The following is a 12758-nucleotide window of genomic DNA, read 5'->3' as shown; positions in this document are numbered from 1 at the left end:
TGAAGAATGGAGATACAATGATGAAAATATACGAGACAGAGCGTTTACATTTAAGAGAAATTGATGAGTCGTATGCGGAAAAAGTTCTTCAATATTACGACAAAAATCGTGAATTTTTAAAAGCGTGGGAAGAGTATAGACCGGAGGGGTTTTTCACGTTAGATTATCAAAAGAAAAAGTTACAAAAGGATAGAAAAGAGTTCGCGGAAGGCAAGATTATCAGGCTTTGGATTTTTAAAAAGGGTGATGATACAAAAATTATTGGATGTATTTCATTTAATCTAATTGTTCGCGGAATTTATCAATCTTGTGTACTCGGTTATAAATTAGATAAGGAAGAATTGAATAAAGGTTACACAACAGAAGCGCTTAGAAAAGCAATTCAAGTTACCTTTGAAGAATTTCATTTACATCGTATAGAAGCACCAATTATGCCACGAAATTTAGCATCTATACAAGTAGTGACGAAGATAGGATTTCAATATGAAGGTGTATCTCGAAAAATGCTAATGGTAAATGGCATCTGGGAAGATCATATGCGCTGGGTATTGTTAAACGAGTAATAGAAGGCAGATGGGTATCTAGATGTGTTAACCATCTGTTTTTTGTCTTGTATTTCGAAACTTTTGCGAAATTCTGTTATAATTAATGTTGTTACATACATAATGGTAGTGCAGGAGGCGCAGTCTTATGATTAATCAAGAACGTTTAGTAAATGAATTTATGGAGTTAGTACAAGTAGATTCTGAAACAAAATTTGAAGCAGAAATTTGCAAAGTGTTAACAGAGAAATTTACTGCTTTAGGTGTAGAAGTATTTGAGGATGACACGATGGGTGTGACTGGTCATGGTGCAGGTAACTTAATTTGTACTTTACCAGCAACAAAAGACGGTGTTGATACAATTTATTTCACTTCTCATATGGATACAGTAGTTCCTGGTAATGGAATTAAGCCTTCTATTAAAGATGGATATATCGTATCAGATGGTACTACAATTTTAGGAGCCGATGACAAAGCTGGATTAGCATCTATGTTTGAAGCAATTCGTGTCTTAAAAGAGAAAAACATTCCTCATGGTAAAATTGAATTTATTATTACAGTTGGAGAAGAATCTGGTCTTATTGGCGCAAAAGCGTTAGATCGCGAGCGCATTACAGCAAAATATGGTTATGCATTAGATAGTGATGGAAAAGTTGGTGAAATTGTAGTTGCAGCGCCAACACAAGCGAAAGTGAATGCGATTATTCGCGGGAAAACAGCTCATGCTGGCGTAGCACCAGAAAAAGGTGTATCTGCAATTACTATCGCAGCAAAAGCAATCGCAAAGATGCCACTTGGCCGTATCGATTCTGAAACAACTGCAAATATTGGACGTTTTGAAGGTGGTACACAAACAAATATCGTTTGCGATCATGTTCAAATCTTTGCAGAAGCTCGTTCTTTAATAAATGAAAAAATGGAAGCACAAGTTGCAAAAATGAAAGAAGCATTTGAAACAACTGCAAAAGAAATGGGTGGTCATGCAGACGTTGAAGTAAACGTTATGTATCCAGGATTTAAGTTTGCTGCTGGCGATCACGTTGTAGAAGTTGCGAAACGTGCAGCTGAAAACATTGGTCGTACGCCTTCTCTTCACCAAAGTGGTGGCGGAAGTGATGCGAACGTAATCGCAGGACATGGTATCCCAACAGTTAACTTAGCAGTTGGTTATGAAGAAATTCATACAACAAATGAAAAAATTCCTGTTGAAGAATTAGCGAAAACAGCAGAATTAGTTGTAGCTATTATCGAAGAAGTAGCGAAGTAAGTAATAAAGTCAAAAAGACGTGTGAACCAATTATGGTTTACACGTCTTTTTTATTTTGATTCAATTGCTTTCACAAGGCGGATAAGCCAATATAAGAAGACCCACGGAAGTACATAAGTTGTTGCAAAATGTATGAAATGAGAGAAGATTCCTAAAGCGTAAATGTTAATGTTAAAAAGGGGAAGTAACAAATAATTAATCGCAAGGATTACTATAATAATAATAAATACATAATTGAGTTTATTATGTTGTTTCATAACGATTCACCTCCTTTACAATAATATCCATTTGTTACGTACAGTATAGCAAAAAATAGATAGAGAAAAACCAATAATTATTATAACGTGTAAAGAAATTTGATATAATGAAGGAACAAATGTTCTTTAAGGGGTGAGTAGTATGCGAGAAATGTATCCGAAAAATGGACGTGTTATTTTACATGTAGATATGAATTGTTTTTTCGCATCTGTTGAAATTGCTCATGACCCATCATTACAAGGAAAGCCATTAGCGATTGCGGGGAATGAAAAAGAGAGAAAAGGGATTATCATAACATGTAGTTATGAGGCGAGAGAATATGGAATACGTACGACGATGCCTCTATGGGAAGCGAAGCGATTATGCCCGCAATTAGTTGTGAGGCACCCTAATTTTACATTATATCGAGAAGCTTCATTTCAAATGTTTCAAATTCTTTCCCGTTTTACAGAAAAAATACAACCGTTTTCTATAGATGAAGGGTATTTAGATATTACAGATTGCTATGCGCTCGGTTCGCCTCTTGAAATAGCGAAGATGATTCAACAAGCGTTACTAACAGAGTTACAGCTTCCATGTAGCATTGGGATTGCCCCAAACCTTTTCCTAGCAAAGACTGCTTCAGATATGAAAAAACCTCTTGGAATTACAGTACTTCGAAAACGTGATATCCCAGAAATTATTTGGCCACGATCAGTTGCAGAGATGCATGGAATCGGAGAGAAAACAGCTGAAAAACTAAAAGATATTCATATACATACAATTGAACAGTTAGCAAAAGGAGACGAGCATATCATTCGCGCTAAAATTGGAAAGCACGGTGTTGATTTACAAAAACGTGCAAAAGGTATGGATGACAGGGAAGTTGATCCGAATCAAATGGGACAACATAAAAGCGTTGGAAATTCGATGACTTTCTCAAAGGATATGGACGAAGAAAAAGAATTACTTGATATGTTAGAAAGATTATCGAAATCAGTAAGCAAAAGGCTACAAAAACGAACTCTCGTTAGTTATAACATTCAAATTATGATTAAATACCATGATCGTCGCACGGTAACACGGAGTAAACAATTGAAAAATGCAATATGGGAAGAACGGGTTATTTTCCAAGCAGCATCACGTTTATGGAAGCAACACTGGGATGGTGATTCTGTTCGTCTGTTAGGTGTTACAGCTACTGAATTAGAGTGGAAGACAGAATCAGTGAAACAGTTAGATTTGTTTTCATTCGAAGAAGATGCGAAAGAAGAGCCGTTACTTGCTGTTATTGATCAAATTAATGAAAAGTATGGAACACCTCTTTTACAGAGAGGTAGTCAATTATTGCGTAAGCAAGAAAAGTCGTTTCAGCAAAAATTAGAAAATAAGTTTATGTAGAAGGTTTTAGAGATTTAAACCCTTCTTTTTTAGATGGAAGAGAGGATCCAGCCATTCGATGTCTCCATTGTCTTTCCATTCCGATGCAAGCTCCTACAATAATTGCTATAAATAACCTTAATACGATGTCATACCATATCATCATGGTTACCTCCATACATATAAGTACATGTTATATTTTTTGAGAATGAGTGAGAAATACCCACTCATTCTCATTTTTACAACCAGCTGTGGAATTTTTTAATATAAAGCTTTTTCAGGAATTGTGTTAAGAAAGCATAACCTAATAATATTCCTATGAGCCACGGGAAGTAGCTTAGTGGTAATGCTTGTAAACCAATTGCTGCACCAAGTGGTGAGAATGGAATGTAAATTCCGATTGCCATAATACAAGCGGTTAATATAAGAACTGGTATTGATGCTGTACTTTGAATGAACGGAATTTTTTGTGTTCTAATCATATGGACAATTAATGTTTGAGTTAGCAACCCAACGACAAACCAACCAGATTGGAATAGCGATTGTTCTCCAGGTGTATTTGCACCGAACACATTCCACATGACAACGAATGTGATAATATCGAATATAGAGCTAATTGGACCGATGCAAATAATGAAGTTACGCAAGTTTGCAGTATCCCATTTTCTAGGCTTCTCTAGAAATTCCTTATCCATTTTATCCCATGGAATTGAAAGCTGTGAAATATCATAAAGTAAGTTTTGAATTAAGAGATGAATTGCAAGCATCGGTAAAAATGGAATGAAAGCACTTGCCACTAATACACTAAATACATTTCCAAAGTTAGAGCTAGCTGTCATTTTTATATATTTTAAAATATTGCCGAAAGTAGTGCGTCCTTCTAAAATACCTGCTTCTAATATAGTTAAACTTTTTTCAAGTAAAATAATATCGGAAGATTCTTTTGCAATGTCAGTAGCAGTATCAACAGATATTCCAACATCAGCATCACGTAGTGCAACGGCATCGTTAATACCATCCCCCATATAACCTACAGTATGACCATTACCTTGCAATACGCGAATGATGCGGGACTTTTGCATTGGATTTAGTTTTGCGAACACTGTTGTTTCTTCTGCCAGTGTTGCTAATGTTTTATCTGGTAAAGAATCAATTTCGTAACCGAGGACAGGCTCACCTATATTTAATCCCACTTCTTTACAAACTTTTTTTGTAACAATTTCGTTATCGCCTGTTAAGATTTTCACTTGTACGCCATGTTTTTGCAATGCTTGAATTGCAGAAGCAGCAGATGGTTTAGGTGGATCTAAAAAGCCGATATATCCAGTAAGGATCATAGCGGATTCATCTTGTACTGCATAAGCTTTATGATAAGGTTTGTTATCGTTCTTGTATGCTACAGCGATGACACGCATTCCTTCACTATTTAAAGTTTCGCTGAGATGTTTTACATTTACTCTCATTTCTTCAGTGAGAGGGACAATTTGTCCATCAACTTCAGTGTAGTTACAAATTGATAAAATTTCTTCTACGGCACCTTTACAAACCATTGTATGTTCACCTAAAATATTTTTCACGATGACAGACATGCGACGCCGAGCAAAATCGAATGGAATTTCATCTAGCTTTTGAAAAGCTGATGGATCAAATTTATGGTTCTCCTCTGTATGTTCAATAACAGCTTTATCTATTAAATTTTTCAATCCAGTTTGATAGAAGCTATTTAAATAGGCAAAGTGTAATACACGATCGCATTCATTTCCGTTAGGATCTAAATGACGAACTAGGACAACTTTATCTTCTGTTAAAGTTCCAGTTTTATCTGTGCAAAGAATGTTCATAGCACCTAAGTTTTGAATTGAGTTGAGCTGTTTTACAATTACTTTTTGTTTAGACATGTTCACGGCGCCTTTAGCTAAATTAGCAGTTACAATCATTGGCAGCATTTCAGGTGTAAGGCCAACTGCAACAGCAATAGCAAAGAAAAAAGCTTCTTGCCAATCTCCTTTTGTGAATCCATTAATGAGAAGGACAATGGGTGCCATAATAAGCATGAATGTGATTAAGAGCCAACTTACTTTGTTTACGCCTTTATCAAAGTTTGTTTCTGCACGTTTTCCGATAACCTTTTTTGCTAAAGAGCCGAAATACGTATCCGTACTAGTTGAAACAACAACAGCTTTTGCGCTACCGCTAACAATATTTGTACCCATAAAGCAAAGGTTTTCCATATCGAGCGGATTGTAATTTTTTTTCATGTTTTTCGGTAATATATGTTTATTTTCCGTATGGTAGCAGTTTTCGTATTTTTCTACAGGAAGTGCTTCCCCGGTTAAAGAAGACTGATTAACAAATAAATCTTTTGCGGATAAAATACGCACATCAGCTGGCACGATATCACCAGCTGAAAGTGAAATAATATCGCCAGGTACAAGTTCTTCAATTGGAATTTCTGTTGTGTAATTTCGATTTAAATTTGTTACGTTTTTTGTTTCGTGTACAAATCCATCTATTCTAAAGACACTCGCAGTTGTTCGAACCATAGCCTTTAACTTATCCGCCGCTTTCTGAGAGCGGAATTCTTGTAAAAAGCGAATCGTTGCACTTAGCAGTACCATTACAGATACGACAATTGTTCCTTGTATATCATCTGTGAAAAAAGAGAGTGCTCCAAGAGCTAACAAAACAAAAATAAATGGATTTTTAAATGCCAGCAGAAATTGAATGTACCACGGCAATGTTTTATTATGAGCGATTTCGTTCGGACCATATAAAGAAAGTCTACGAGACGCTTCTTGTTTAGAGAGTCCATCTTGTGTTGTTTCTAAGAGTTTTAACGCAGAGTTTACATCCTGTGTTGCAACTTCCACTAATAATTCGTTATTTGCTTTCATGCTATCTTGATTGTAAGCATGCTTCGTTTCTTGTTTTTGTAAATTTAACATTGGTAGTTCCTCCTTTTCATGAAGGAGGAAACAATCTGTTACTCGACTATTTTAAACAGGGAGGAACAGCTTCTTTCCTACCTACATGATGAAATATAAATGTAAAACATATGGGTATCTGGGCCGAATCATCACTTGACACTGTTCCTCACCTCCATACAATTTAATAGTTTCTGAATATGCTATGTTTGTTTCATAGTAGGGTGCATAAAGATATAAAAAAGACCTTTACTCAAAACGAGTAAAGGTCTGAATTCATAGTCAAAAAGAGTCAACAACAAAGACTGTTAGTAAACATAGATAAAAACAGTTTTTGTGTATGACAAAACATACGCACCTCTCCCTCGTTGAGTTTTAGCACTGTATAGCATAGGTACTGAAACCAGCTACGTTAAGAAAGGCCTTCATTCCGACCTTTCCTGTTGACCCATTGGCGTCTCTCGACATTTTTGGGCAGCAGCGTTTCTCTATACAGGAGCCTCACCTAACAGAGACCATATTCAATTACACGTTGAATATTAGCACTGTAAAATCGTAGTGTCAATATCTTTTTAATCTGTTTTTTTGAAAAATCAAATAGATTTATGATGGCTATATAGTAGGAAATAAGCGGAGTTTTTTGAAATAAGGCGGGAAAATAAATACTTTAATGAACATAAATAAAAAGCACTGATTACAGTGCTTTTTATTATAGATTATGAGATTGTAGGATTTTCAAAAATAACAATTTCTGAGTTACTTGTTGTTGAAACGCGTTGTGCGTAATATGTTAAAGCTGAAGAAATATATGTTGGTAACGTCTCATTTGTATGTGATGTTGTATATTCATGGATTAATTCTTTTAAAGTCGTCCATTCTAATTGTGCTGGGTGATCAGAAACGAAAGAACTTACCCAGCGATCAAATGAAGATGAAAAATCAGTTTGTAAACGAAATACTTCTTTCATAATAAAACGCTCCCTTAAAATGTAGTACAATTATTTTACCACAAAATACGAACGATAGCTAAATTTTTTAAGTATAATGTTCGTGTTATATAGTTGTCTAGATGATTGGTTATACAAATTCAATTTGCCATTTGAAATAACATTCCGTAAGATGAAAGATAGATTATATAAAGAGCTGGAGGAAAGAAAGTGGAATTTGTATTTTTAGGGACTGGTGCAGGTGTTCCTTCAAAAGGAAGGAATGTTTCAGCAATTGCTTTGCAGTTGTTAGAAGAACGAGGACAGACTTGGTTATTTGACTGTGGCGAGGCGACGCAACATCAAATACTACATACGTCTGTACGTCCACGCCGCATTGAAAAAATATTTATTACGCATTTACATGGCGATCATATTTTTGGATTGCCGGGTTTATTGGGTAGCCGTTCGTTTCAAGGTGGAACAACAAAATTAACAGTGTACGGACCAAAAGGAATTAAACAATTTATTGAAGTGGCATTATTAGTAAGTACGACACATGTTAAATATCCACTTGAAATCGTTGAGATTACGGAAGAAGGTATTGTGTTTGAGGATAATGAATTTTGTGTAGAAACAAAAAGGTTATCACATGGAATTGAATGCTTCGGATATCGAATTGTAGAGAAAGATATACAGGGAGCTCTTTTAGTGGATAAGTTACTGGGAATGGGTGTGAAACCTGGTCCAGTTTTTAAACGCTTAAAAGATGGTGAAGTAGTTGAATTAGAGAATGGCACAGTGTTAGATGGAAAAGATTTTATTGGCCCGCCTCAAAAAGGAAGAGTTATTACAATTTTAGGCGATACACGATATTGCGAAGCGAGTAGAGAGCTTGCGCAAGATGCTGAAGTACTTGTTCATGAAGCGACTTTTGCGGCAGAAGATGAACAACAAGCGTATGATTATTTTCATTCCACATCTAAGCAAGCTGCGAGTATTGCACTTCAGGCAAATGCAAAACGCTTAATATTGACTCATATTAGTTCTCGTTATCAAGGAGATACATATAAGGAATTATTGAAAGAGGCAAGAGAGCTATTTTCTAATACAGAAATAGCTACGGATTTAAAATCATTTCCAGTAGAAAGATAATAATGTTGTGAAAAAATGGTGACGATAGGTTGCCATTTTTTTTATTTCTAAAAAAAATTAAAAATAAAACTGTTATCATTTTATTTTTATATAGGATGACACAGAAAGTTTTAATGATGTGAAGATATAGGATGAAAATACATAATACCGATTATTTAGAAAAACTGTTATATAAGTCAGACGACATACGAGTGGTACAAGTAGCGAAAATGGATTTTTATTCAGAACTTTTAAAATTCATTAAAAGTAAGCGTTTTATTAAAAACAAGCTATAATGAGGGCAGATTATAATTTATTGTAGGCTACATGCGTTTTAGCCATTTGTCATAACAAGTGAAGTTGACTAAATCGTGAGAGAGCAACATGGAAATTATAATAGGAAGGATATTACTATTATTTGTACTAAGTCTTTTTTTCCTTTTTAGCTTTAAAATATCAAAAGGTATGAAAGCAATGGGAGTTTCACTTGTTTATGCTATGCTTGTAAGGGGTTCTGTGTTAAACTTTGGATTGCTACCAGACTTTATTGTGGACTATCTTATATTATTTTTAAATGCAGGTAATGCTAAGTTTCTTATTTATTATTATAACTGGTATTATTTCAGGATATATTGCTTCACTGTTATTCAAAAACTATCCAATTCTTACAGCGGAACAAATTCGTGGTACGACTGGAACAGCAACCGATTCGGTAGCTTAATAGAATAGTAAATAATTTTTTCATAGAGGTTTAGGGGGAGTTATGATGAAGTATCGCTCAGTGTTTGATATTATTGGTCCGGTTATGATTGGTCCATCAAGTTCACATACAGCAGGCGCGGCAAGAATGGGACAAGTTGCTCGTCAGCTGTTTCGTCATGAACCAGAGAGAGTTAGCATTTCATTATATGGTTCATTTGCAAAAACATACCGTGGTCACGGTACGGATGTAGCGCTAATCGGTGGAATACTAGGATTTGAAACAGATGATTTACGTATTCCAAGTGCGTTAGATATTGCAAAAGAACGCGGGATTGAAGTGGAATTCATTGAAGAAGATGCAAATGCTCCGCATCCAAATACAGCGAAAATTCGTCTGTATAAAGGTGAAGAGGAAATTGAAGTTGTTGCTTGCTCAATTGGTGGCGGTAAAATTGAAGTTGTAGAATTAAACGGATTCGATCTTCAATTAACAGGCACGAGTCCAGCACTACTTATTGTAAATAACGATCGCTTTGGTGCTATCGCAGCTGTAGCTTCAATCCTTGCTAAGCATGAGATTAACATAAGTACAATGAGTGTTTCTCGTAAAGAAAAAGGAAGAAGAGCGCTTATGGTCATTGAAACAGATGAATTATTAGCAGATGAAGTAATTGCGGAAATAAATGGGCAACAAAATATTTGTCAAGTAACTATTATGGATTAATTGCAGGGGGGACACACCATGTTTCGGAACGCAGCGGAACTAGTGGCGCAAGCTAAAGAGCAAAATGTAAAAATCGCAGAAATTATGATTCAATGTGAAATGCAAACAAGGAATATCTCACGTGAAGAAGTAATTGCTGGAATGGAAAAGAACTTAGTCGTGATGGAACAAGCAGTAGAACGCGGTATTCGTGGTGTAAAATCACCGACTGGTTTAACTGGCGGGGATGCTGTGAAAGTCCAAGCGTATATGCAGAGTGGAAAAGGTTTATCTGGAGATACGATTTTGGACGCAGTGAGTAAAGCTGTTGCGACAAATGAAGTAAATGCGGCGATGGGAATTATTTGTGCAACACCAACAGCAGGATCTGCTGGAACAGTGCCAGGTGTACTGTTTGCACTGCAAGAAAAATTACAGCCGACACGCGAAGAAATGATTGAATTTTTATTTACAGCAGGAGCTTTCGGTATGGTTGTTGCGAATAATGCTTGTATTTCTGGCGCGGCAGGAGGTTGCCAAGCTGAAGTAGGTTCAGCAAGTGGAATGGCAGCTGCAGCAGCAGTTGAGATGGCTGGTGGAACACAAGATCAAGCAGCTACAGCGATGGCGATTTCATTAAAGAATATGCTTGGTTTAGTATGTGATCCTGTTGCAGGGCTTGTAGAAGTACCTTGTGTAAAACGTAATGCAGCAGGAGCTGCGAATGCCATGATTTCAGCTGATTTATCATTAGCTGGTGTAACTAGTACAATTCCATGTGATGAAGTCATTGAGGCGATGTTTAGAATTGGACAAACGATGCCAGTAGCACTTCGTGAAACAGCAGAAGGTGGCCTTGCAGCAACACCAACAGGTCGTCGTTTGCAAGAAGAGATTTTTGGTAAGAGTAATAACTAAAAGCATATCATATGATTAAAGTAAAAACGGAGCTCAAATAAAGTTGAGCTCCGTTTTTTATTTTTCTTTTGCTATTTCTTCTAATGTTTTTCCAAGATCGTGTGATCGTTTCGTTGCTTGTGTAATACATGAGATTAATGCTTGTTGAAAATTATGCTCCTTTAATACTTCAATACCTGCTTCAGTTGTTCCGCCAGGAGAAGTAATTTCTTTTCGCAAAATAGAAGGGTGTTTTTCGCTTGCTTTTAGCATTTCAGCAGAACCAATCATCGTCTGAAGAATAAGAGATTTTGCAACATCTTCTTTTAAACCAATTTTTTTTGCTGCCTCTTCCAGTGCCTCTACCACGTAATAAATATAAGCTGGTCCACTTCCAGATAATGCAGTGATAGCATGCATATCTTCTTCTTCTACAACAGAGACGAGACCAATCGTTTCAAATAAAGATGTTGCAGTGCGAATATGTTCCTCCGTTGTGTGTTCTGAAGGTGAGATAGCGGTAGCGGATTTTAAAATGGCTGCAGATGTATTTGGCATTGCACGAATAATCGGAACGTCTTTTTGAAGTAGGTTTCTAATTGAATGAGTAGAAACACCTGCTAATAACGAAATAATAAGCAAGTCATTATTTATGTATTCTTTAAGAGGAATAACCGCTTCTGCGACATCTTTTGGCTTCATAGCTAGAAAAAGAATATTTGCATCAGCAAGTAATTCCTTTTTATTATGTGTACCTTTGACACCGTATTTTTTATGTAACTCCTGTAATCTTGTCTCGTTAGAACGATTACTTACAGTGACGTGTTCTCCCTTAACAACATTTGCGTTTAATAAGCCACCAATAATCGCTTCGGCAATAGAGCCTGCACCGAGAAAGGAAATGTTTTGCATAGACATGATGTGCCTCCTTTAAATTTGGTTAGAAATACTTATAAATGTACATACATTCGTTTTTTTATGGAAAAGACCTCTTTTTATCTGAAAATAATGACAAATTTATAGGGAAGTTGTAAACTGAAGAGGTATTCATTTTTGAACCGGAAAAAGACAGGGGGGGGCTAAGCATGACGGCGATTCATCGAATGGAGATTCCTGTTCCATTTGCAGTTGAGACAGTGAATGTGTTTTTAGTTGAGGGAGAAACATTAACGTTAATTGATACAGGGACAAATACAGAAGAAGCAAAGAAAGCACTAGAAAGTCAATTAGGTGCATTAGGATATAAGATAGAAGATATTGAAACGGTAGTGATTACGCATCACCATGCGGATCATTGCGGACTTTTAAATACATTTTCTGAAAAAGTAAAGATTATCGGACATCCTTGGAATGAACCATGGATTACACAGAATGCTGAATTTTTAAAGAGGTATCATGAATTTTTTAAAGAGACAGCCTTGCAGTTCGGCGTTCCAGCAGTATTTCTGAATGGTGAGGCGTTATTGACGACGAAGACACTTAAATATTCTTGTAATAGATCGTTAACACATACCGTGAGAGAGGGAGATCGTATAGATTCATTACCTGGATTTACAGTGATTGAAACCCCGGGTCATGCTTCCACTCATATTTCATTATATAGAGAATCTGATGGAATATTAATTGGTGGGGATGCTCTCATTAGTCATATTTCTTCAAATCCAATATTAGAACCACCATATGAAGGGCAAACAGAAAGAGCGCATCCCTTATTGCAGTACAATCAAACGTTAAAACGTTTAAGTGAAATGAATATTTCACGGATTTTATCAGGGCATGGGGAAGATGTTCTGAATGTGAAACAACTTATTGAAACAAGATTACAAAAGCAAGAGACACGTGCTTTTAAAGTGCTTGAACTATTAAAGGAAAAGCCAATGACAGCATTTGAGGTGTGTGTAAAACTATTTCCGGTATTATATAAAGAGCAATTACCACTTACTATCTCAGAAACTGTTGGACAATTAGACTTTTTAGCATATAATCAACAGGTGATGATTGATGAATCTTCACAACAATTGATTTATTATGCAAAGTAGGTGACAG

General features: G+C 36.0%; 13 protein-coding genes and 1 riboswitch. Of the genes, 8 read left to right on the top strand and 5 right to left on the bottom strand.

Annotation, left to right across the window (positions count from 1 at the left end; translation table 11 throughout):
* Positions 1-17 precede the first annotated feature (17 nt).
* Both MKY90_RS21115 and MKY90_RS21110 read left to right on the top strand, forming a co-directional pair.
* Positions 18-563, top strand: coding sequence for a GNAT family N-acetyltransferase (locus tag MKY90_RS21115; RefSeq protein WP_078184415.1), 546 nt, complete (start codon positions 18-20; stop codon positions 561-563).
* Positions 564-690: 127 nt separating this feature from the next.
* A complete protein-coding gene (locus MKY90_RS21110; RefSeq protein ID WP_002015107.1) occupies positions 691-1809 on the top strand; it encodes a tripeptidase T in 1119 nt (372 codons plus the stop codon).
* Between the two features lie 50 nt (positions 1810-1859).
* On the opposite strand, the gene MKY90_RS21105 is transcribed toward MKY90_RS21110, so the two are convergent.
* Positions 1860-2066, bottom strand: a complete 207-nt coding sequence (locus MKY90_RS21105) for a hypothetical protein (protein WP_078184414.1) — start codon at positions 2064-2066, stop codon at positions 1860-1862.
* Between the two features lie 142 nt (positions 2067-2208).
* On the opposite strand from MKY90_RS21105, the gene MKY90_RS21100 reads away from it, so the two are divergent.
* A complete protein-coding gene (locus MKY90_RS21100) occupies positions 2209-3447 on the top strand; it encodes a DNA polymerase IV (RefSeq protein ID WP_002088539.1) in 1239 nt (412 codons plus the stop codon).
* On the opposite strand, the gene MKY90_RS21095 is transcribed toward MKY90_RS21100, so the two are convergent.
* From MKY90_RS21095 to MKY90_RS21085, 3 genes are all read right to left on the bottom strand, one after another.
* Complete coding sequence (locus MKY90_RS21095) at positions 3440-3589, bottom strand: hypothetical protein (RefSeq protein ID WP_162014387.1); 150 nt, start codon at positions 3587-3589, stop codon at positions 3440-3442. The genes MKY90_RS21100 and MKY90_RS21095 overlap by 8 nt on opposite strands.
* 76 nt (positions 3590-3665) lie before the next feature.
* Positions 3666-6371: a magnesium-translocating P-type ATPase gene (gene mgtA, locus MKY90_RS21090; RefSeq protein WP_341092471.1), complete on the bottom strand. Its 2706-nt coding sequence runs from the start codon at positions 6369-6371 to the stop codon at positions 3666-3668.
* Positions 6372-6702: 331 nt separating this feature from the next.
* A riboswitch (M-box (ykoK) riboswitch) is annotated at positions 6703-6870 on the bottom strand.
* Positions 6871-7066: 196 nt separating this feature from the next.
* Positions 7067-7318, bottom strand: a complete 252-nt coding sequence (locus MKY90_RS21085; protein ID WP_000665712.1) for a DUF3932 family protein — start codon at positions 7316-7318, stop codon at positions 7067-7069.
* A gap of 189 nt (positions 7319-7507) precedes the next feature.
* Here MKY90_RS21085 and rnz point away from each other — a divergent pair, with 189 nt between their 5' ends.
* The 4 genes from rnz (at position 7508) to sdaAA (ending at position 10733) form a co-directional block, all read left to right on the top strand.
* The gene (gene rnz, locus MKY90_RS21080) at positions 7508-8431 is read left to right on the top strand and encodes a ribonuclease Z (protein ID WP_201052942.1); all 924 of its coding nucleotides are present in this window, start codon (positions 7508-7510) and stop codon (positions 8429-8431) included.
* 562 nt (positions 8432-8993) lie between these two features.
* Complete coding sequence (locus tag MKY90_RS21075; RefSeq protein WP_002066987.1) at positions 8994-9131, top strand: hypothetical protein; 138 nt, start codon at positions 8994-8996, stop codon at positions 9129-9131.
* Positions 9132-9176: 45 nt separating this feature from the next.
* Entirely contained in the window at positions 9177-9836 is a 660-nt protein-coding gene (sdaAB, locus tag MKY90_RS21070; RefSeq protein WP_002088527.1) for an L-serine ammonia-lyase, iron-sulfur-dependent subunit beta, read from the top strand.
* Positions 9837-9854: 18 nt separating this feature from the next.
* Positions 9855-10733 carry an L-serine ammonia-lyase, iron-sulfur-dependent, subunit alpha gene (sdaAA, locus tag MKY90_RS21065; RefSeq protein WP_002033842.1) on the top strand — a complete coding sequence of 293 codons (879 nt, stop codon included), beginning with the start codon at positions 9855-9857 and terminating at the stop codon, positions 10731-10733.
* A 57-nt stretch (positions 10734-10790) separates the two neighbouring features.
* On the opposite strand, the gene proI is transcribed toward sdaAA, so the two are convergent.
* A complete protein-coding gene (gene proI, locus MKY90_RS21060) occupies positions 10791-11630 on the bottom strand; it encodes a pyrroline-5-carboxylate reductase ProI (protein ID WP_002066991.1) in 840 nt (279 codons plus the stop codon).
* Between the two features lie 167 nt (positions 11631-11797).
* Here proI and MKY90_RS21055 point away from each other — a divergent pair, with 167 nt between their 5' ends.
* Positions 11798-12751, top strand: coding sequence for an MBL fold metallo-hydrolase (locus MKY90_RS21055; RefSeq protein WP_002014957.1), 954 nt, complete (start codon positions 11798-11800; stop codon positions 12749-12751).
* Positions 12752-12758: the final 7 nt, after the last annotated feature.

Origin of the sequence: Bacillus sp. FSL P2-0099 (genome assembly GCF_038007445.1) — a bacterium.
In the GTDB taxonomy this organism is placed as follows: domain Bacteria; phylum Bacillota; class Bacilli; order Bacillales; family Bacillaceae_G; genus Bacillus_A; species Bacillus_A mycoides.
This window is presented reverse-complemented; position numbering and strand designations above follow the sequence as displayed.